The following is an 18,638-nucleotide window of genomic DNA, read 5'->3' as shown; positions in this document are numbered from 1 at the left end:
ACAGCGTGCCACAGGGTGACGCGACGTCGCGCGCATCATGCTTGTTTGCGCTCGCGATCCTCCCGCCATGCGGGTGAAATCGTAGGCGCGGCAAAGAAGTAGCCCTGAAGGCAATCCACCCCCAAAGCGGTGAGGCAATCCGCATCGCTTTCGTTTTCGACACTTTCCGCCACGGTGAACATGTCGAATTGCTCGGCGATTCGGATCATCGCGCCAACCAGCACCTGGTTGTCCGGGTCCCTGGAAATTCCCCGACAGAATTCGCCGTCAATCTTCAGGATATCAAAGCTGAAGTCCTTGAAGTGCCGCAGCGCCGTGTAGCCTGACCCGAAATCGTCGATGGCAAAGGTGATTCCCTTCTTCTGGAGGTCATCCATGAAGGTGGTCACCAGCTCGGGCACCAGCATGGCGGAATGTTCCGTGATCTCCAGGATCAGGCGCTCCCCCACCGTCGCGTCCTGCTGCAAGCCGCGTTGCAACACGCGCATCCATTTCTTGTAGCCGATCGACCGCGCCGACATGTTGACCGACAGGCGCAGATTGGGCACCCGGGAAAGTTCCGCCAGCCCCTTTTCCAGCGCGATACAGTCCAGCAGGCGGCCATATTCCGTGTCTTCAACGGTGCCGATGAACTCGCCCGCGGGAATCACCCGGCCCGTTTCATCCAGCACCCGGATCAGCCCTTCGTGAAAGGCGGGGCGATCCGGCTGGGCGGATTGCACGACAGGCTGGAAGGCCAGCACCACCTGCCGATGCTGGATTGCCCGTCGCACCATGTCCATGACGCCCGCGTCACGGGCCTGCACAGCGTGTTCCAGCGGATTCAGTGGTCCTGTCGTGATCTTCCCCATGGGAATGCTCCGTTTGCGCGGATTCCTGCTTAGGGCGGCAATCTGCCCGCTCAGGCGTTAAGCAATCTTTAAAGGTCGGGTTTGCCGCGAATTGGCGGCAATTCCTGCCGACAGCCAAAGCGGGGCATATTCCACCCCGTTGCAGGCTTGACTCCCCGGCATCGCAGTGTATTTGGGCGGCTCCATTGGTGTTGGTGGCCCTCGCAAGAGGATGCCTGTCACGCCGGGCAGCCGGGAAACCGGTCCGGTGAGAGGACAACGCCCTTCGAAACCTTGAGAAGGAGATCAGACGTGACCAAACGCACGACTGCCAAGTACAAGATCGACCGCCGCATGGGCGAAAACATCTGGGGCCGCCCGAAGTCCCCGGTGAACCGTCGTGAATACGGCCCCGGCCAGCACGGCCAGCGCCGCAAGCAGAAACTGTCGGACTTCGGTCTGCAGCTGCGCGCCAAGCAGAAGCTCAAGGGCTACTACGGCGACCTGACCGAAAAGCAATTCCGCCGCGTGTTCTCGGACGCCGAGCGCATGAAGGGTGACACCGGCGAGCTGCTGATCGGCCTGCTCGAGCGCCGCCTCGACGCCGTCGTCTACCGCGCCAAGTTCGTGCCGACCGTCTTCGCAGCGCGTCAGTTCGTGAACCACGGCCACGTTCTGGTGAACGGCAAGCGCGTGAACATCCCCTCCTACCGCGTGAAGGAAGGCGACGTCATCGAAGTTCGCGAAAAGTCGCGCCAGATGACCGTTCTGCTCGAAGCCGTCCAGCTGACCGAGCGTGACGTGCCCGATTACATCGAGGCCGACCACTCCAAGATGACCGCCAAGTTCGTCCGCACCCCGGGCCTGTCCGACGTGCCGTACCCGGTCATGATGGAACCGAACCTGGTTATCGAATACTACGCACAGAACTAAGTGGTGCGCGGGGGACACCCCGCCGCCCCGGTTCAAAGGCCGTCCCTCGGGGCGGCCTTTTGCATTTTCACGAAGATTTTCGTGAAAGATATGCGCATCCTGCGATATATCCCCGTGCAAACACACCGGAGGTTGCCATGCGCGCTGTTGCGATTCTGTCCTTGATCCTGCTCGCCTCGCCGGGCGTGGCCCAGATGCACGGGCAGGGCGGGGGGCATGGGATGGGCGGGATGGGCCAGCATCACGGCGCGGACGGCACTGGCCATGACGAGGTCAACATGCCCGGCCTGCGCGGTCTCGATGCCACGCCCGAGGAAAGCGGCGAGCTCATGGTGATGTTTCACCACTTCGACACCCTCTCGCGCGAGGTCGAGAACCTGCCGAACGGGATTCGCACCGTCACCACGTCATCGGACCCCATGGTGATGCAGGTCCTCGTGTCGCACGTCACCGGCATGATCCAGCGCGTCGAGGAAGGCCGCGACCCCAAGGTCATGATCCAGAGCCCAACGCTCGACATCTTGTTTGCCCGCCCCGAGGCCATCGAGACAGACATCGAGATCACCGATGCGGGAATTGTCGTGACGCAGACCTCGAACGACCCCGAGATGGTCGCGGCGCTGCACACCCATGCGGCCGAGGTCTCTGACATGGCGGCGCGCGGGATGCAGGCGGTGCATGAACGGATGATGCGTCAGGCAGGGAACTGACCCCGACCGTCAGGCAAAGAAAAACCGCCACACCCGACAGGGCGCGGCGGTCTTGCGGAAGCCATCGTGAACGATGGTCTCAGACGTAATACACGTCGCGGAAGACGTGATGTGCAATGCCTTCACGCTTCAGGCCACGCTCGGCCAGCTGTGCGTCGGTCATCGCGTTCAGACGTTCGATTTCCTTCATGCGGTGGTTGGATTCCGCGATGCGGGCCAGAACCTCGATCATGCCGTTGAACATGTCGGCCAGGAAGTTGCCGCGCGGTGCGGCGTCGTGAGTGATGTGTGCCATGTGTAATCTGTGCCTCTTCGGTTGGGTTTATAGCTCCCCTCCGTGAGAACAGGATATGCCGCGATGCAGCATAATGCCAGTGCAGGTGCAGCATAGCCGCTCCGTCAAAGATGCATGGCTGCAGCATGTAGTTGCGCAGCCCACCCATCCGGCACCAAAAAGGCGGCCCGGGGGCCGCCAGATTGGTTATCGAAAATGGGTCATGGAATGACGCGTAAAACTGTCACCGGTTACCTGCCCCGGGCCGTGAAGCAGGTCGGACCGGAGCGTCTTCAACGCCTACCTACCGATTCCCCATGACAGCGGTGTGAACCCCGCCGCGAAAAGTCATTCTGCCGCCATCCGCGCCTCGCGCAGCCCGGCAAAGCGGTACGCCGCCTCGCCGGTCAGCCAGACGATGCGGCCCTCGCAGAACACCGCCTCGACCGTGCGGCGCTGCGCGTGGATCACCACGAGGTCGGCGCGCAGCCCGTAGTCGATGCGGCCACGATCCGTCAGGCGCATGATGTCCGCCGGTGCCGAAGACAGCATCGCCCAGGCCTCGGGCAGACCCATCAGCCCCTCGTCCACCAGCCGAAAGGCGGCGGGGACAAGCGCCGACTGGTTGCGCTCTGACACCAGCACATTGCCCAGCCCGCCACACAACATGTGCCACTGCGGTCCCTGGCCCAACACGTCCGAGGCCGCCAGCAGGATCGGATCACCGACCGCATGGGCCAGCGCCGCCGCAGGACGCCGTTGCGGCAAGGCGCACAGCTTGGCCCCGATCTGGGTGTAATACTCGCGCGTCTCGCCGTCGGTATCGCCAAGGCTGCCGTAGACCACGCCCCGCGTGTCAAAGCCCTCGGCCAGCCGGCACAGGTGGCGCGGCACGTCACGCCGCCGCGCCTCTGCCCGCCGCATCGCCGCCAGATGCGCCTCGACGCTGCGCCCGGCGGCCAACGCCTGCCGCATCAGCGCGGGCCGGTCGGTCTCTGCCAGCAGCCGGGCGCCGTCCAGCCGGTTCTCGAACAGCACGCTGTCCACGCCATGCGCCTGCACCGTGGCCATCAGGAAATCCTGACTGTCCGCCGTGTTGACCTCGCAGCGCAGTTGCAGACGCAGGTCGCACAGCGCCCGCCTGCGGTGATCGTCCAGCGCATGCAGCACGGCGCTGGTCTGCTCGGGCGCCCGCAGGCCACCCTCCCAGCTCCAGGCCTGCGTCGTCCAGCAGGTCGTCACGCCGCGCGACACTGCCATGCGATCCGCATGGACCCAGGCCTCTGCCAGGCTGCCGAAGGCGTCCAGCGCGGGGGCGTGCAGGTCGACGATCCCCGGCAGGATATGGAACCCCGTCAGATCGACCTCGGGCAGCGGCCCCTTCGAGACGCGCCCATCTTCGATCGCCACGGAGCGGCGCTGCAAGACGCCGTCGCGCAGGACCGTCGCGCCGGTCAGGCGCACTCTGCAAGGGACAAGGGGCATGGATTCCGCTCGGGGTCTGGTTTTCGGGTCTCGTTTTGCCCAATGAAATAGGGGGCGAATGTATCGCCGGGGTGACAAACCGCTCACATGCACGCAAAAATTGCGTGATCTCCGTCGCCGTGGCGGCCCATGGCGTCCCACGACCCGTGTCCGCGCGGCCACGCCCGCCAGCCATCCGCGCAAGGCGGAACCAATCCGGCTGCGCGCGGCTTGGTCTGGTGACACCCTGCACACAGACACGGACCCGGACCGACATACATGCTCAAAGCCTTCCGCATCGCGCCCGATGCCCTGACGCCGCTCCCCCAGGGCGCCCCCCTGACCGAGGCGCATTGGATCGACCTCCACGATCCCACGCCCGAAGAGACCGCAGCCCTCCGCGAACTCGGGTTCGACGTGCCGACCCTCGCCGACATGGAAGAGATCGAGATCTCCAACCGCCTCTACAAGACCGGCGAGATCGAGGTGCTTACCGTCGCCCTGCCGGGGCTGGACAAGGGCAACGCCCGCCGCTTTGCCCCCGTCGCCTTCCTGCTGTCGCCGCAACGGATGCTGACGGTGCGCTACCACGCGCCGCGCTCGTTCGACACCTTCCCCTCCCATGCCGCCACCTCCTCGGCGGGATGCAGCAGTCACCTGCACCTGTTCCTTGGCCTGATCGAAGAGATCGTCGCCCGCATCGCCGACCTGCTCGAAGGCGAGGGCAGGGCGCTCGACGCCGCCTCGCGCCGCCTGTTCAATGACGATGGCGAAACCGAGGACCTGCTGGAGGAAATGCTCCGCACCGTCGGCCAGCGCGGCGAGGAACTGGCCAACCACCGCCACGCCTTGCTGACGCTGGAACGGGCGCTGACCACCTTCCAGCTGAACCTGTCGTCCAAGGCCCCCGGCGCGCTGAAGGCGCTGCTGAAGGCCCGCACCCGCGACATCCAGTCCCTCGTGGTCCATGCCGATTTCCTTACGGGACGGGTGGCGCATGTGACCGACGTGATCCTCGGGATGATTAACCTCGAACAATCCGACGCCAACCGCATCCTGTCGGTGGTCGCCGTGCTGTTCCTGCCGCCGACGCTGGTCGCCTCGATCTACGGGATGAACTTTCAGGTGCTGCCGGGGGTGAACCACCCGCAAGGCTGGCTGATCGCCACCGGCTTGATGGCGGCATCTGCCATCGGCACCTACCTCTATTTCAAATGGAAACGCTGGCTCTAGGCTCAGCCGCCCAACTGACCCAGCAACAGCGCCATCAGCAGGCCGCAGGTCACGGCGATGCCGGTCCAGTACCGGTCGTCGCGGAAGGCCTGCGGAAACACCTCCGTCGCCAGCGAGGCCGTGACGGCCCCGGCGGCAAAGCACTTGATCGCGGCGATGGCCTCTGTCGGCGCGTCCTCCAGGCCAAAGTATCCCCCCAGCGCCGCCGCCGACAGGATGGCCGCCGTGACGCCCCAGATCAGCACAGCCTTGCCGCGCGACATGCCGTCCTTGGTCATCTTCTTCGCGCCGCCCGCCGCCTCGGGGAGGTTCGACAGGAAAATGGACCCGGCCAACGCCGCGATCTCCAGCGGCTTCGCCCCGATCAGGGCGGTCCCCAGCGCGAGGTTCTCCGGAATGCCGTCCAGCGTCACCGCCAACAGCAGGCCAAGGCCACCGGCACCGGCCATCCGCGTCTTTACCCAGCTGTCCAGCCCGGTGAACACCACCGCACCCGCCGCCACGGCGGCCACCACGATCCACAACTGCGCGCTCTCGGTCGAGGGGCGGATGAGTTCGTCCATCACCGACACGATCAGCGCGCCCCCGGCCATGGCCACGATGAAGCCCTCGGTCCGGTCGTTCAGCCCCTTGAATGCCCCCCAGACCGCTCCGGCGAGCAGGGCAAAGGATACGATCAGGACAACGATGGCGACGGTCATGCCAGCCAATGCGCCACGTCCGCCAAAGGTTCCGCACCCTTGACCCCACCCCCGCCTCGCGGTATACGCGCGCCCGTCGACAAGGCAAAAACTGCCGCGACGCGCAGCGAGCAGGGCCGGAACCACCGGCCCTCTTTGTTTTGCGCGTGTTCGTGGAACGCAACGCCCCGACATCACGCACCGAGACCGGCGGAGACAACCGCTCGGCCAGCATAAACCGATGTAAAGGACACACAGACCAGATGGCGAATAGCGCATCCATGGAGGAATTCGAGGCCCTCCTTAACGAAAGTCTCGAAATGGACACCCCCGACGAGGGTACGGTTGTCAAAGGCAAGGTCATCGCGATCGAAGCGGGCCAGGCCATCATCGACGTCGGCTACAAGATGGAAGGCCGTGTCGAGCTGAAGGAATTCGCTGAACCGGGTGAGCAGCCCAACGTTCAGGTCGGCGACGAAGTCGAGGTTTACCTCCGCTCTGCCGAAAACGCCCGTGGCGAAGCCGTCATCTCCCGCGAGATGGCCCGCCGCGAAGAAGCCTGGGACCGCCTGGAAAAAGCATACGCAGACGACGCTCGCGTCGAAGGCGCGATCTTTGGCCGCGTCAAGGGCGGCTTCACCGTCGACCTCGGCGGTGCCGTCGCGTTCCTGCCGGGCTCGCAGGTTGACGTGCGCCCCGTGCGCGACGCCGGCCCGCTCATGGGTCTCAAGCAGCCGTTCCAGATCCTCAAGATGGACCGCCGCCGGGGCAACATCGTTGTGTCGCGCCGCGCGATCCTCGAAGAGTCCCGCGCCGAACAGCGCGCCGAAGTCATCGGCAAGCTGCAGGAAGGCGATTCGGTTGACGGCGTGGTCAAGAACATCACCGAGTACGGCGCATTCGTCGACCTCGGCGGCGTTGACGGCCTGCTGCACGTCACCGACATGGCATGGCGCCGTGTGAACCACCCGTCCGAGATCCTGTCGATCGGCGAGACCGTGAAGGTCCAGGTCATCAAGATCAACAAGGACACCCACCGTATCTCCCTCGGCATGAAGCAGCTGCAGGACGATCCGTGGGATCTGGTGGCCGTCAAGTACCCGCTGGGCTCCGTGCACAAGGGTCGCGTCACCAACATCACCGATTACGGCGCATTCGTTGAGCTCGAAGCCGGTGTCGAAGGTCTGGTCCACGTCTCCGAAATGTCCTGGACCAAGAAGAACGTGCACCCCGGCAAGATCGTCTCCACCTCGCAGGAAGTGGACGTCATGGTGCTGGAAATCGACGGCGCCAAGCGCCGCGTGTCGCTGGGTCTGAAGCAGACCATGCGCAACCCGTGGGAAGTGTTCGCTGAAACGCACCCCGAGGGCACGCAGGTCGAAGGCGAAGTCAAGAACATCACCGAATTCGGTCTGTTCATCGGCCTCGACGGCGAGATCGACGGCATGGTGCACCTCTCCGACCTGTCCTGGGACGAGCGTGGCGAGGATGCCATCCAGAACTACCGCAAGGGCGACGTCGTCCAGGCGGTCGTGTCCGAAGTGGACGTCGAGAAGGAGCGCATCTCGCTCTCCATCAAGGCGCTGGGCGGTGACAAGTTCGCCGAAGCCGTTGGCGGCGTGAAGCGCGGTGAGATCATCACCGTCGAAGTGACCGCGATCGAAGATGGTGGCATCGAGGTGGAATACGAAGGCATGAAGTCCTTCATCCGCCGCTCCGACCTGTCGCGTGACCGTGCCGAGCAGCGCCCCGAGCGTTTCTCGACCGGTGACAAGGTCGACGTGCGCGTCACCAACATCGACTCGAAAACCCGTCGTCTGGGCCTGTCCATCAAGGCCCGCGAGATCGCCGAAGAGAAAGAGGCCGTGGAACAGTACGGTTCCTCCGACTCGGGTGCATCGCTGGGCGACATCCTGGGCGCAGCGCTGAAGGGCGACAACTGAGAGTCCTGACCTGAATTGGACAACAGCCGGTCTTCGCCTTCGAGCGAAGCGAGAGACAGCGAAGACCGGCCCCGCTCCATTCAGAGCTCCAAAGTCGCACGCGCAAGCGTTCTGACATCGAAAGGCCCCCGCACCACGCGGGGGCCTTTTCCGTTCCCGGCCGAGGGGGGTACGTATGTTGGTCGGAGCCCATTTCGCCAGACGCTGCGCAGCAGAGGGGTGGCCGCTTCGGGCTAGCTTCCCATAAACCGCCGTCTTGCCTCTACGGCTATGTTGTAGCGTTGCTGAAGGTCGGCGATCAGAGCCATTGCGACGCGTTTGGCGTCATCGCCCTCTGCTTCCTTGTAGCTTTGCTTTGCTGCCTCCAGCAGCTTCTTGATCTTGAATTCCTCGGGCATTGCGCCCGCTTCGGCCATGATGCGGACCGCCACTGCTGTCGCCATGTCGGTCAACGCTTCGCCCGAGCGGTCGGGCAACGGTTTCCCTTCGCCATCGAGGCCGCGTAATTTGCCCTCTGCGAGGGCCTTCTGGATCTGCCGCTCCACGAGCCGGTTCATAGACTGGGTCATGCCGTCCTCCTACCTTCTTCCTGATGCCGCTGAGGCAACCATAGCGTAGAAACAGGGGCGACTCTGAAAGTTCTGCGCCGAACGGTGCCTTCGTCCGCTCAGCCGTCTTCCCTTGTCCCGGTCGCCCGTCACCGCATCCACCACCCGGGGGGCGACCAGCGCGGCCCCGGTGCTGCGGGCGGCAAGCCCAGTTCGCGGCGGATGCGGGCGTCCATATGTTGATCTTGCGCCCTGCGCTGGCGGCGGGCTTGGCGGGTGAAAAATCGAAGCATCTCGGCCTCCTGTGGTTGATGCCCCGAAATGCGCCCGCAGCCCGAGTGCGGCGACCCGGAACCTGCGCCTCCCTGCTCCGTTTCCTGCGCCTTCGCCGCAGATCACGCGCGGCGATTGCGGCCCCCGACGCGCCGTGATACGCGGCCTCATGCGATATATCCTTTTGTTTATAATGCCTTTTGTCTTGGCCATTCTCGCGGACGTGGTGTTGCTTCCCTTGCTGGCGGAAACCTCTGCCTTTGCAAAACAGGCTGTGCAGGCGCTGAATTCCGACGACCCCGAGGCCAAGCGCCGCGCGCTTGATGCGGATCGCCTGCACCGGTTCGGCCAACTGCACGACCGGATCGACCTCGTCCGCACGGCGTCCATGATCCTTGGCGGTACGCTGTTGTCGCTGCTCGTCCCCGCGCGGGCCCGACCGGAGCGGCAGGGCAACCTCCTGTTCACCATGGCTCTGGGTTTCCTGGCCGTGCAATGGATGACCGGGTGGCAAAGCTGGCCGCGTTTCCTTGCATGCCTGCTGGCGGTCCTTGTGGCCGCGATTGCCATTTTGACGGTCCGGCGACGAGCGGACTCGCCTTCCGGGACGCATCCGCCTAACGTGGACTGACAGCGCCGGTGGGAGGCAAGTATGCGATTTCTCAGTATGATCCTTGGAATGACACTCTGCGCAGGGGCGGCTTGGGCGCAGGACATCGTCCTGCCCGCCGATGATCCCGGCTACCGCCAGGAGGCTCCCCAGCAAGGCACCGACCTCGTCATGAAGCCCTATACCGTGCGCGACCAGAACCAGCTGCGCGGGCGCTTCGGCACCGCCTGGTCCGAAGGCGAGGTCAAGCAACGCGCCGCCCAGACCTGCGCCGAGAACGGGATGCAGCTGATCTACTTCAAGTCCGAGGCCCCCGATCCCAAAGGGCGCCGCGAATTCGCTGCGGTGTGCAAGTAGCCTGACCTCAGGCCGACCCGCGTCACGCGCGAATCGTCGCGCCGGCGGGGACAGCTGCGCGCCGGGCCCAATGGTGCGCAGCGACCCCAAGCGTTGCCATATCCACACAGATTTCCCCGAAAACATCGGCAAACATATGCAAAATCAGACATTTCAGCCGTTTTCTCCTGTTTGCGTCATGGGCCGGCGTGCGTATAGTCTGGCGGTAACGCGTCTCAATTCCGAGGAAGGCGCGGCGAGGGGGAAGTGAAGATGATCAGATCAGAACTGATCCAGAAGATTGCGGACGAGAACCCGCATCTGTATCAGCGTGACGTGGAGCGGATCGTGAACACGATCTTCGAAGAGATCACCAACGCCATGGCCCGGGGCGACCGGGTCGAGTTGCGGGGCTTCGGAGCGTTCTCGGTCAAGAAGCGGGACGCGCGCACCGGACGGAACCCTCGGACGGGGGATTCCGTTGAGGTAGACGAGAAACACGTCCCCTTCTTCAAGACCGGGAAGCTCTTGCGGGACCGCCTGAACGGGAAGTAACCCCATGCGCTACATCACCTATCCCATCTACGCGGTGGTCGCCATCGTGCTGATCATCGTGTGCCTCGCCAACCGCGACACCGTCACGCTCAGCACCCTGCCGGACGGGCTGGCGGCGATCCCCGGGATGGGGTGGTTGTCGGTCTCGGTCAACCTGCCTTTGTTCATCGTGGTCCTGGGCTCGATGCTGATGGGTTTTGTCATCGGCGAGCTGTTCGAATGGCTGCGCGAGCACAAGTACCGCGCTGAGGCCTCGCAGAAAAAAGTCGAGGTCAAGAAGCTGGAGCGCGAGCTGAAGCGCACGCAGGGTGAGCGCGACAAGGACAAGGACGAGGTTCTGGCGATCCTCGACCAGTCCCGCGCCTGACCCGCTGATCCCAGCCTGACCCACCCGCCCGGGGCGACGATTTTTCCGTGGAAAAATCGTGCGCCCGGCCCATGCGGAGCGATTCCATGTCTGACGTGCGCGTCAAGATCTGCGGTCTCAGCCGCCCCGAGGACGTCGATGCCGTGGCAGCCGCCAAGGCGGCCTATGCGGGTTTCGTCTTTTTCCCGAAAAGCCCGCGCAATGTCTCTCCCGAGCAGGCGCAGGCCTTGGCCCTTCAGGCCCCTGTCGGGCTGGCCAAGGTGGCGCTGGTGGTGAATGCCGACGATGCGCTGCTGGACCGGATCACCGCCTCGGTGCCGCTGGACATGCTGCAACTGCACGGGGCCGAGACGCCCGAACGGGTCTCACAAGTACGCGCCCGCTATGGTCTGCCGGTGATGAAGGCCGTGGGCCTCGCCTCCGAAGACGACCTGCCGAAGCTGGGTCTTTATGCGCAGGTGGCGGACCAGTTGCTGATCGACGCCAAGCCTCCGAAGGATGGCGATCTTCCGGGCGGCAACGGTCTGGCTTTTGACTGGCGACTCATCGCCGGACGCCGCTGGCCGCGCCCCTGGATGCTGGCCGGTGGCTTGACCTCCGACAACGTGGCCGAGGCCATCCGCATGACCGGTGCGCGGCAGGTGGACGTGTCCTCCGGCGTCGAAAGTGCGCCCGGGGTCAAGGATGCCGACCTGATCGCGGCCTTCGTATCAGCGGCTCAGGAAGATCCCGTGCCGCAGCTCTGACATGCGACGTCGGAGGAGGGGGCTCTGCCCCCCGCTGCGCTCCCCCCGAGGGTATTTGAGAAACCAAAGAAGCAGGGCCGTGTGGCGGTGCAGGTCTTCTCGGAGCCAATGCCCTTGGAGGCGCGGGGGCGCCTCGCAATTCCTTCAGAGCAGGTCCAGAACCCGTTCCGGCGGGCGGCCAATGATGGCGCGTTTCCCGGTGATAAGCACAGGGCGTTCGATCAGTTTTGGCTCCTGTGCCATGGCGGCCAGAAGCGTCTCGTCCGGATCGTCCTTCGACAGGCCCATGTCCTTGAAGGCCGTTTCCTTGGTGCGCATCATCTCGATCGCCTTGACGCCCAGCAGCGATTGCAGCCCGCGTAAATCGTCCACGCCCGGCGCGTCCTCGAGGTAGCGGCGTACCACCACCTGTGCGCCACGCTCTTCCAGCAGGGCCAGCGCCTCGCGCGACTTGGAGCAGCGCGGATTGTGCCACAGGATCATAGCCAGTCCTTTCGTCCGGTGCCGACCGCCTCGGCCACGTTGGCGAAACCGTCGCGCGCCAGCAAGGCATCCAGACCGCGCGCGATCTCCGCGCCCAGCGACAGCCCGCCGTAAATGAGCGCGGTGTAAAGTTGCACGGCCGAGGCCCCGGCGCGGATCTTCTGATAGGCCTGTTCGGCAGAGCCGACACCGCCCACGCCGATCAGGGGCAGCTTTCCGTCGGTCAGGTCGGACAGGCGGGCCAGCACGCGGGTGGATTTCTCGAACAGGGGCGCGCCGGAGAGGCCGCCCATCTCGCCCTGGTTCGCCGATCTCAGGCCATCGCGGGACAGCGTGGTGTTCGTCGCGATGACGCCGGCGACCCCGGAGGACAGCGCAACCTCGGCCACATCCTCCAGCCCCTGTGCGTCGAGGTCCGGCGCGATCTTCAGGAAGATCGGGATCGGCTTTGCCAGCCCGTCACGCGCGGTCATCACCCCCGCCAGCAGGGCCGCGAGGGCCTCCTTGCCTTGCAGGTCGCGCAGTTTCTCGGTGTTGGGAGAGGAGACGTTGACCGTCGCGAAATCCAACGACGCCCCGCAGCGCGTCAGCACCTTGGCGAAATCCGCCGCACGGTCGTCGCTGTCCTTGTTCGCGCCAAGGTTCAGCCCCAGCACCATGTCGCGCGGGCGTTGCGCCAGCCGACCCGCCGCCGCCTCCATCCCCTCGTTGTTGAAGCCGAAGCGGTTGATCGCCGCGCGGTCCTCGGTCAGGCGGAACAGGCGCGGCTTCGGGTTGCCCGGTTGCGGGCGTGGCGTGATCGCGCCGACTTCGACGAAGCCGAAACCGGCGCGCGCCAGCGGGTGCAGCGCCTCGGCGTTCTTGTCGAACCCCGCCGCCAGCCCCACCGGGTTGGCCATGTCCAGCCCGGCGACGGTGCAGCGCAGCCGGTCCGAGGTCACCTCGCCCGCCAGCGGCGCCAGCCCGGCGCGCAGCGCCTTCAGCGCCATGCCATGCGCCGCCTCCGGGTCCATCCGGTGCAGCGCGGCGAGCCCGATTTTCTCGATCACGTTCATCCCGGTCTCCTCAGGCGAACCCGTCGGGGAAGCGGTGTTGGCCCCCCTCGAGCGGCAGCGGCTGGCACCATGTCACATCCGCAAGCCTGAGCGGCCCGTACAGATGCGGGAACTCGGCCCCCCCGCGCGAGACCTCCCACTTCAGCGCATCGCCCATGCGGTCGGTGTCGAGCGCTGCAAGGAACAGCCCCTCGGCACCGGCGAAGTGTTTTGCCGCTGTCTCGCGCGCCTGTTCGGCGGTCGAGAAGTGGATGTAGCCGTCAGAGACGTCGATGGGCGCGCCTTGGGTCTCGCCTTTGGCACGCAGGTCCGACCATTCGTCGGCGCGGAGGATCTTGTAGATTTCCATGCCGGATGGGATGCCGCGAAGCCTTGGTCGGGTCAAGACCCGCCTGTTGGCCCGACAATTGGCCCACTTACTGGTAAGCGACGAAGAGCACGCTTTCGCCCGTCGTCGCGGCATGGACGTAGAAGGTCTGCATCTGCTGGAGGGCCATCGCCGTATAGGCCAGATCGCCTTCGTTCGGGACCATGCCGTAGTCGTCCGGCGGGATCGCCCTGTAGCGCTGGCGAAAGCTGTCCTCTTCCAGCGTGGCCAGAGCTGCGGCGATGTCGGCCACCTCCCGCGGCGTCTTCAGCCAGATCAGCAGATCCGGATCGCTGCCGACCGGCGCGCCGCCCAGCACGGCCAGTGACAGGGGGTTGGTGGGCGCATCGGGAAAGTCCGGCAGCGGTCCGGGTCTACAACTTGGATCGGCGCTCTCTTGCCCGTCACACAACCCATTGCCTATGCTGCATTTTTACGCGTCACCGCGTCATCTGCCCGTCATCTGTGCGTGGTTAACGCTAGATCAGCCTTTGACTCCGCCCAAAACGCGGTGTCTCCTTCGAACATAACAGATCGCTTTAGACGACCAACAGAGAGGTTCCCATGCGTTTCCTGATGACCACTGCCGCCGCTGCCCTGATCGCGGGCGCTGCGCAGGCCGATTATTCGCTGACCATTTTGCACACCAACGACTTTCACGCGCGGTTCGAGCCGATCTCGAAATACGATTCGGGCTGCTCTGCCGAGGACAACACCGCCGGTGAATGCTTTGGCGGCTCCGCGCGGATGCAGACCGCGATCACCGAAGCCAAGGCGCGCACCAACAACTACCTCCTCGTGGATGGCGGCGACCAGTTCCAGGGCACGCTGTTCTACACCTATTACAAGGGCAAGCTCGCCGCCGAGATGATGAACCAGATGGGCTACGACGCGATGACCGTGGGCAACCACGAATTCGACGACGGCCCCGAGGTGCTGCGCGGCTTCATCGACGCCGTCGAATTCCCGGTCCTGATGTCTAACGCGGATTTCTCGGGCGAGGAGCTGCTGAAGGACACGCTGCTGAAATCCACCGTGATCGAGAAGGGCGGCGAGAAGATCGGCCTGATCGGCCTGACCCCGCAGGACACCGACGAACTGGCATCGCCCGGCAAGAACATCATCTTCACCGATCCGTCGGAGGCGGTGCAGGGTGAGGTCGACAAGTTGACCGCCGAGGGCGTGAACAAGATCATCGTGCTGTCGCACTCGGGCCTGAACGTCGACAAGACCGTGGCCGAGAACACCACCGGAGTCGACGTGATCGTCGGCGGCCATGACAACTCGCTCCTGTCCAACACCATCGAAGGCGCAAAGGGTCCGTACCCGGTCATGGTCGGATCGACCGCCATCGTGCAGGCCTATGCCTACGGCAAGTTCCTGGGCGAGCTGAATGTGACCTTCGACGACGAAGGCAACGTGACCGAAGCCAAGGGCGAGCCGATCCTGCTGGACGGTTCGGTGGCCGAGGAAGAAGGCACCAAGGCCCGCATCACCGAAGCCGCCGCCCCGCTTGACGAGATCCGCAACAAGGTCGTGGCCGAGGCCGCCGAGTCCATCGAAGGCAACCGCGACGTCTGCCGCGCGATGGAATGCTCCATGGGCAATCTCGTGGCCGACGCCATGCTGGACCGCGTGAAGGATCAGGGCATCGAGATCGCCATCGCCAACTCCGGCGGTCTGCGCGCGTCCATCGACGCGGGCGAGGTGACCATGGGCGAAGTGCTGACCGTGCTGCCGTTCCAGAACACCCTGTCCACCTTCCAGGTGAAAGGCGCGACCGTGATCGAGGCGCTGGAGAACGGCGTGAGCCAGATCGAGGAAGGCGCAGGCCGCTTCCCGCAGGTGGCGGGCATGAGCTTTGCCGTCGATCCGTCGAAGCCCGCCGGTGAGCGCGTGTCCGAGGTCATGGTCGGCGGCGCGCCGATCGACCCCGAGAAGATGTATGGCCTCGTGTCGAACAACTACGTCCGCAACGGTGGCGACGGCTTCAAGATGTTCGTGGACGCCGAGAACGCCTATGACTTCGGCCCGGACCTGGCAGATGTGACCGCCGAGTACCTCGCGGCGAAGGGCCCCTACCAGCCCTACACCGATGGCCGCATCAAGATGATGGGCCAGTAATCGGTACAGTAATCGGGCCACTGCGCAGTCCGGTGATCCGGCAACGCGTCTGATTTGAGAAATGGGCCCTCCCCCTGATCGGGGGAGGGTCTTTGTGTTTTCGCCTTCGCTTCGCTCAGGCGACCGGCTGGGGAGGCGCTGCCTCCCCAGACCCCTCCGAGGGTATTTTCGTCAAGATGAAGGGGTGGCGGGGTGGCCGGTGTCGGAGTGGGGGACAGGTGGCGTGGGGTGGGGATTAACCACTTTTGACGTAACGTCATGCGGAAAGGGTTAACATCCGGCCGGTTTCTGCGGCCAAACCGGCCGGTTCTGCCCTTAACGCGGCTTCAGACAGGTGACGATCCGGTTAAATCATCGTGTTTGGATGGGGGCGGGCCACCATATGTTGAGCCGCGCTGATCGGTTTGGGGCGTTAATCCTGATCGTGCGCAGCTGTAAGGTTAATGCCGGTTAGATTTTGAGACTCACTCCGCCGCCATGCCTTCGGTGAACTGCAGGCGGGCGAGGCGGGCGTAAAGGCCGCCTTCGGCCACGAGGTCATCGTGGGTGCCCTGGGCGACGATCCGGCCGTTTTCCATGACGACGATGCGGTCGGCCTTTTTGACCGTGGCAAGGCGGTGGGCGACGATGATGGTGGTGCGGCCTTCGGCCAGCGTGTCGACCGCCTGTTGCACCAGGCGTTCGGATTCGGCGTCGAGCGCGCTGGTCGCCTCGTCCAGCAGCAGCACCGGGGCATCGCGCAGGATAGCGCGGGCGATGGCAACGCGCTGCTTTTGTCCGCCCGACAGCATCACGCCGCGTTCGCCCAGCCAGCTGTCGTAACCCTCTGGCAGGGCTGACAGAAAGTCATGTGCTGCGGCAGCGCGGGCGGCGGCTTCGACCTCGGCGTCGGTGGCGTCGGGGCGCCCGAAACGGATGTTGTCGCGGGCCGAGGCGGCGAAGATCTGCGGGTCCTGCGGCACCAGAGCCATGTGCTGGCGAAAGGCGGGCCGTGCCATGTCCGTCAGGGCCACGCCGTCCAGCGTAATGCGCCCCGAAACCGGATCGTAGAAGCGTTGCAGCAGCTGGATGATGGTGGTCTTGCCCGCGCCGGAGGGGCCGACGAGAGCGACGGTTTCGCCCGGCGCGATATGCAGCGACACGCCGTCCAGCGCCGAGACGCCGGGCCGTGCGGGATAGGCGAAGTGCACGTCATCAAAGGATATTTCGCCGCGGACCGGGGCGGGCAGGGCGGCGGGCTGTGCCGGGTCCTGCACGGTGTCCTCGGTCTGTAGCAGTTCCACCAGACGTTCGGTGGCACCGGCGGCGCGTTGCAGTTCCGAGAAGGTCTCGGACAGGGCGCCAACGGCACCTGCGACCATGACGGAATAGATCACGAACTGGATCAGCACGCCTGCAGACATGTCCCCGGCGCGCACGTCCCATGCGCCGATCCAGAGCACGCCGACGATGCCGGTGAAGACGAGGAAGATCACGATGACCGTCAGCGCGGCACGGGTCCAGATACGCTTTTTCGCGGCGACGAAGGATTTCTCCGTAACCTCGGCAAAGGCGCGGGCCGAGATCGCTTCGTGTGTGTAGGCCTGCACGGTCTGCACAGCGCTCAGCGCCTCGGAGGCATTGCCAGAGGAGGCGGCGATCCAGTCCTGGTTCTCGCGGCTCAGGACCCGCATCCGACGCCCCAGCACGAGGATCGGCACCACGACCAGCGGCACGATCAGCAGAACCAGCCCGGTCAGCTTTGGCGAGGTGAAGAGCATCAGGATCAAGCCACCGGAAAACAACAACATATTCCGCAGGGCGATGGAGATCGACGAGCCGATCACCGACAGGATCAGCGTGGTGTCGGTGGTGATGCGCGACAGGACTTCGCCGGTCATGATCTTTTCGTAGAAGGCGGGGGACAGGCCGATCACGCGGTCAAAGACGGCCATGCGGATGTCGGCCACGACCCGTTCGCCGAGCCGCGTCACCAGCGCGTAGCGCAGCGCCGTGCCAAGGGCCAGAACGCCCGCGATGGCCAGTGCAGCGCCGAAATACTGGTCCAGCAGCGCGCCGTCGGCGGCGTTGAAGTTGTCCACCACGCGGCGCACCGCCATGGGCAGCACCAGCGAGGTGCAGGCCGTCAGGATCAACGCGCCGATGGCGGCGAACATCAGCCCGCGATAAGGCCGCACGAAGGGCCAGAGCGCCCGCAGCGCGCCGACGTTCTTCGACTTTTCGCGCTCTTCTCCGGTTCCGGTCGCTGGTCCGCGGGCCATGTCGTCTCCTGTCGTGCTTGCGCGGTGCGTTGTGGACACGGGGACGCTCCGGGTCAAGCGTCCAAAGGACGCGGCCCGCGTCGTGTCAACGCAATTCCGGCGGGGGCCAGTTCCCGGACTGCACCAGTTCCTCGGCCTCGTCGGGGGTGAAGATGCGCTCCATCACGCCCATCTGTTCCAGCCGGGGCAGGACGCGTTGCAGGGCCGCGTGCTGGTCGGTGCCTTCCTTGATCTTCGATGTGGCGGCCAGCCATGGCAGGGTGAACCCCGACCCGTCCGCCGCGCGCGGGTCCGCCCCGCGATCGAGCAGGAATTCCACCATTTCCCAAGAGTTTGCCGAAGCCGCCGTAATCACGGGCGTTGCGTTGAAGAAGCCCGGCGTCTCGATGCTGGCACCGGCGTCGAGCAGCTCTGCCACGCCTTGCGCATCACGCTGCTTGATGCGCCAGAAGATGATCGGCAGCCCGTCCGGGCCCTTCTCGGTGATCTCGACCACGCTGTGCCTTCTGTCGTCTGTCCTGACCTCGGATATGACCCAAACCGCCATCGCCACGACGCCAGGCAGAAGGGCGATCTTTGTCAGTTGGTGCAAGCGGTGCGGTGTCATGCGTCGATTGAAATCACTGCGGTCGCCTTGCTGCAAGTCCTGCGTTCGGGCGATCACTTTGTCCATGACGTGAAAGCGCTTGGCGCCGGGGACACAAAACATGCCCGCGTTGCGACGTCTTGGGTAAAGCCATGGGGGAAATGGAGCGGGTACACGGGATCGAACCGAGATAACCTGCTTGGAAGGCAGGGGCTTTACCATTAAGCTATACCCGCTCGGGTAGGGCGTGATTATGACAA

General features: G+C 64.9%; 21 protein-coding genes and 1 tRNA gene. 10 read left to right on the top strand and 12 right to left on the bottom strand.

The annotated features are described in order from the left end of the window. Positions 1-35 precede the first annotated feature (35 nt). Complete coding sequence (locus ACP16H_RS15550) at positions 36-851, bottom strand: EAL domain-containing protein (protein WP_425073161.1); 816 nt, start codon at positions 849-851, stop codon at positions 36-38. Between the two features lie 291 nt (positions 852-1,142). Here ACP16H_RS15550 and rpsD point away from each other — a divergent pair, with 291 nt between their 5' ends. Both rpsD and ACP16H_RS15540 read left to right on the top strand, forming a co-directional pair. Continuing rightward, positions 1,143-1,763 carry a 30S ribosomal protein S4 gene (gene rpsD / locus ACP16H_RS15545; RefSeq protein ID WP_425073160.1) on the top strand — a complete coding sequence of 207 codons (621 nt, stop codon included), beginning with the start codon at positions 1,143-1,145 and terminating at the stop codon, positions 1,761-1,763. A gap of 137 nt (positions 1,764-1,900) precedes the next feature. Further along, a complete protein-coding gene (locus tag ACP16H_RS15540) occupies positions 1,901-2,473 on the top strand; it encodes a hypothetical protein (protein ID WP_425073159.1) in 573 nt (190 codons plus the stop codon). Positions 2,474-2,552: 79 nt separating this feature from the next. On the opposite strand, the gene ACP16H_RS15535 is transcribed toward ACP16H_RS15540, so the two are convergent. Continuing rightward, positions 2,553-2,768 carry a DUF1127 domain-containing protein gene (locus tag ACP16H_RS15535; RefSeq protein ID WP_425073158.1) on the bottom strand — a complete coding sequence of 72 codons (216 nt, stop codon included), beginning with the start codon at positions 2,766-2,768 and terminating at the stop codon, positions 2,553-2,555. Positions 2,769-3,095: 327 nt separating this feature from the next. Further along, positions 3,096-4,232 carry an alpha-D-ribose 1-methylphosphonate 5-triphosphate diphosphatase gene (locus ACP16H_RS15530; protein ID WP_425073157.1) on the bottom strand — a complete coding sequence of 379 codons (1,137 nt, stop codon included), beginning with the start codon at positions 4,230-4,232 and terminating at the stop codon, positions 3,096-3,098. A gap of 258 nt (positions 4,233-4,490) precedes the next feature. Between ACP16H_RS15530 and ACP16H_RS15525 the strand changes: the two genes are divergently transcribed. Further along, positions 4,491-5,444 carry a magnesium transporter CorA family protein gene (locus ACP16H_RS15525; protein ID WP_425073156.1) on the top strand — a complete coding sequence of 318 codons (954 nt, stop codon included), beginning with the start codon at positions 4,491-4,493 and terminating at the stop codon, positions 5,442-5,444. Positions 5,445-5,446: 2 nt separating this feature from the next. On the opposite strand, the gene ACP16H_RS15520 is transcribed toward ACP16H_RS15525, so the two are convergent. After that, positions 5,447-6,145, bottom strand: coding sequence for a ZIP family metal transporter (locus ACP16H_RS15520; protein WP_425073277.1), 699 nt, complete (start codon positions 6,143-6,145; stop codon positions 5,447-5,449). 242 nt (positions 6,146-6,387) lie between these two features. On the opposite strand from ACP16H_RS15520, the gene rpsA reads away from it, so the two are divergent. Next, positions 6,388-8,067, top strand: a complete 1,680-nt coding sequence (gene rpsA, locus ACP16H_RS15515; protein WP_425073155.1) for a 30S ribosomal protein S1 — start codon at positions 6,388-6,390, stop codon at positions 8,065-8,067. A 233-nt stretch (positions 8,068-8,300) separates the two neighbouring features. On the opposite strand, the gene ACP16H_RS15510 is transcribed toward rpsA, so the two are convergent. Further along, positions 8,301-8,636: a DnaJ family domain-containing protein gene (locus ACP16H_RS15510; protein ID WP_425073154.1), complete on the bottom strand. Its 336-nt coding sequence runs from the start codon at positions 8,634-8,636 to the stop codon at positions 8,301-8,303. Between the two features lie 457 nt (positions 8,637-9,093). Between ACP16H_RS15510 and ACP16H_RS15505 the strand changes: the two genes are divergently transcribed. The 5 genes from ACP16H_RS15505 (at position 9,094) to ACP16H_RS15485 (ending at position 11,502) form a co-directional block, all read left to right on the top strand. Then, entirely contained in the window at positions 9,094-9,519 is a 426-nt protein-coding gene (locus ACP16H_RS15505; protein WP_425073153.1) for a hypothetical protein, read from the top strand. 21 nt (positions 9,520-9,540) lie between these two features. Further along, entirely contained in the window at positions 9,541-9,855 is a 315-nt protein-coding gene (locus ACP16H_RS15500) for a hypothetical protein (RefSeq protein WP_425073152.1), read from the top strand. A gap of 252 nt (positions 9,856-10,107) precedes the next feature. After that, positions 10,108-10,389 (top strand): integration host factor subunit beta, encoded by a 282-nt coding sequence (gene ihfB / locus ACP16H_RS15495; protein WP_425073151.1) that lies wholly within the window; start codon positions 10,108-10,110, stop codon positions 10,387-10,389. Positions 10,390-10,393: 4 nt separating this feature from the next. Continuing rightward, the gene (locus ACP16H_RS15490; RefSeq protein WP_425073150.1) at positions 10,394-10,756 is read left to right on the top strand and encodes a LapA family protein; all 363 of its coding nucleotides are present in this window, start codon (positions 10,394-10,396) and stop codon (positions 10,754-10,756) included. Positions 10,757-10,842: 86 nt separating this feature from the next. Then, complete coding sequence (locus tag ACP16H_RS15485; protein ID WP_425073149.1) at positions 10,843-11,502, top strand: phosphoribosylanthranilate isomerase; 660 nt, start codon at positions 10,843-10,845, stop codon at positions 11,500-11,502. Between the two features lie 144 nt (positions 11,503-11,646). On the opposite strand, the gene arsC is transcribed toward ACP16H_RS15485, so the two are convergent. From arsC to ACP16H_RS15465, 4 genes are all read right to left on the bottom strand, one after another. Beyond that, positions 11,647-11,985, bottom strand: coding sequence for an arsenate reductase (glutaredoxin) (gene arsC / locus ACP16H_RS15480; RefSeq protein WP_425073148.1), 339 nt, complete (start codon positions 11,983-11,985; stop codon positions 11,647-11,649). Next, positions 11,982-13,040 carry a quinone-dependent dihydroorotate dehydrogenase gene (locus ACP16H_RS15475; RefSeq protein WP_425073147.1) on the bottom strand — a complete coding sequence of 353 codons (1,059 nt, stop codon included), beginning with the start codon at positions 13,038-13,040 and terminating at the stop codon, positions 11,982-11,984. The genes arsC and ACP16H_RS15475 overlap by 4 nt, the downstream gene beginning before the upstream one ends. A gap of 10 nt (positions 13,041-13,050) precedes the next feature. Further along, positions 13,051-13,389 carry a DUF952 domain-containing protein gene (locus ACP16H_RS15470; protein WP_425073146.1) on the bottom strand — a complete coding sequence of 113 codons (339 nt, stop codon included), beginning with the start codon at positions 13,387-13,389 and terminating at the stop codon, positions 13,051-13,053. 67 nt (positions 13,390-13,456) lie between these two features. Further along, entirely contained in the window at positions 13,457-13,819 is a 363-nt protein-coding gene (locus tag ACP16H_RS15465; protein WP_425073145.1) for a DUF1877 family protein, read from the bottom strand. 152 nt (positions 13,820-13,971) lie between these two features. On the opposite strand from ACP16H_RS15465, the gene ACP16H_RS15460 reads away from it, so the two are divergent. Then, the gene (locus ACP16H_RS15460; protein ID WP_425073144.1) at positions 13,972-15,531 is read left to right on the top strand and encodes a bifunctional metallophosphatase/5'-nucleotidase; all 1,560 of its coding nucleotides are present in this window, start codon (positions 13,972-13,974) and stop codon (positions 15,529-15,531) included. A 464-nt stretch (positions 15,532-15,995) separates the two neighbouring features. Here the strand turns inward: ACP16H_RS15460 and ACP16H_RS15455 are convergent, their stop codons facing one another. The 3 genes from ACP16H_RS15455 to ACP16H_RS15445 all read right to left on the bottom strand — a co-directional run bounded on the left by ACP16H_RS15455 (position 15,996) and on the right by ACP16H_RS15445 (position 18,614). Continuing rightward, positions 15,996-17,792, bottom strand: a complete 1,797-nt coding sequence (locus ACP16H_RS15455; protein ID WP_425073143.1) for an ABC transporter transmembrane domain-containing protein — start codon at positions 17,790-17,792, stop codon at positions 15,996-15,998. Positions 17,793-17,877: 85 nt separating this feature from the next. Then, on the bottom strand, positions 17,878-18,465 hold the full coding sequence (locus ACP16H_RS15450; protein WP_425073142.1) for an ankyrin repeat domain-containing protein: 588 nt from the start codon (positions 18,463-18,465) through the stop codon (positions 17,878-17,880). 75 nt (positions 18,466-18,540) lie between these two features. Further along, a tRNA-Gly gene (locus ACP16H_RS15445) sits at positions 18,541-18,614 on the bottom strand. Positions 18,615-18,638 lie beyond the last annotated feature (24 nt).

This window comes from Sagittula sp. S175, from assembly GCF_049800975.1.
In the GTDB taxonomy this organism is placed as follows: Bacteria; Pseudomonadota; Alphaproteobacteria; order Rhodobacterales; family Rhodobacteraceae; genus Sagittula.
Note: the sequence above shows the minus strand (reverse complement) of the source record. Positions and strands in the feature narration are given on the sequence as shown.

Excerpts from the sequence above, each read along its gene's own strand:
- arsC (WP_425073148.1), bottom strand. The coding sequence starts at position 11,985 with ATGATCCTGTGGCACAATCCGCGCTGCTCCAAGTCGCGCGAGGCGCTG.
- ACP16H_RS15520 (WP_425073277.1), bottom strand. The coding sequence starts at position 6,145 with ATGACCGTCGCCATCGTTGTCCTGATCGTATCCTTTGCCCTGCTCGCC.
- ACP16H_RS15470 (WP_425073146.1), bottom strand. The coding sequence starts at position 13,389 with ATGGAAATCTACAAGATCCTCCGCGCCGACGAATGGTCGGACCTGCGT.
- ACP16H_RS15450 (WP_425073142.1), bottom strand. The coding sequence starts at position 18,465 with ATGGACAAAGTGATCGCCCGAACGCAGGACTTGCAGCAAGGCGACCGC.
- ACP16H_RS15455 (WP_425073143.1), bottom strand. The coding sequence starts at position 17,792 with ATGGCCCGCGGACCAGCGACCGGAACCGGAGAAGAGCGCGAAAAGTCG.
- ACP16H_RS15485 (WP_425073149.1), top strand. The coding sequence starts at position 10,843 with ATGTCTGACGTGCGCGTCAAGATCTGCGGTCTCAGCCGCCCCGAGGAC.
- ACP16H_RS15460 (WP_425073144.1), top strand. The coding sequence starts at position 13,972 with ATGCGTTTCCTGATGACCACTGCCGCCGCTGCCCTGATCGCGGGCGCT.
- ACP16H_RS15540 (WP_425073159.1), top strand. The coding sequence starts at position 1,901 with ATGCGCGCTGTTGCGATTCTGTCCTTGATCCTGCTCGCCTCGCCGGGC.
- ACP16H_RS15535 (WP_425073158.1), bottom strand. The coding sequence starts at position 2,768 with ATGGCACACATCACTCACGACGCCGCACCGCGCGGCAACTTCCTGGCC.
- ACP16H_RS15510 (WP_425073154.1), bottom strand. The coding sequence starts at position 8,636 with ATGACCCAGTCTATGAACCGGCTCGTGGAGCGGCAGATCCAGAAGGCC.
- rpsA (WP_425073155.1), top strand. The coding sequence starts at position 6,388 with ATGGCGAATAGCGCATCCATGGAGGAATTCGAGGCCCTCCTTAACGAA.
- ihfB (WP_425073151.1), top strand. The coding sequence starts at position 10,108 with ATGATCAGATCAGAACTGATCCAGAAGATTGCGGACGAGAACCCGCAT.
- ACP16H_RS15500 (WP_425073152.1), top strand. The coding sequence starts at position 9,541 with ATGCGATTTCTCAGTATGATCCTTGGAATGACACTCTGCGCAGGGGCG.
- ACP16H_RS15490 (WP_425073150.1), top strand. The coding sequence starts at position 10,394 with ATGCGCTACATCACCTATCCCATCTACGCGGTGGTCGCCATCGTGCTG.
- ACP16H_RS15530 (WP_425073157.1), bottom strand. The coding sequence starts at position 4,232 with ATGCCCCTTGTCCCTTGCAGAGTGCGCCTGACCGGCGCGACGGTCCTG.
- ACP16H_RS15550 (WP_425073161.1), bottom strand. The coding sequence starts at position 851 with ATGGGGAAGATCACGACAGGACCACTGAATCCGCTGGAACACGCTGTG.
- ACP16H_RS15525 (WP_425073156.1), top strand. The coding sequence starts at position 4,491 with ATGCTCAAAGCCTTCCGCATCGCGCCCGATGCCCTGACGCCGCTCCCC.
- ACP16H_RS15475 (WP_425073147.1), bottom strand. The coding sequence starts at position 13,040 with ATGAACGTGATCGAGAAAATCGGGCTCGCCGCGCTGCACCGGATGGAC.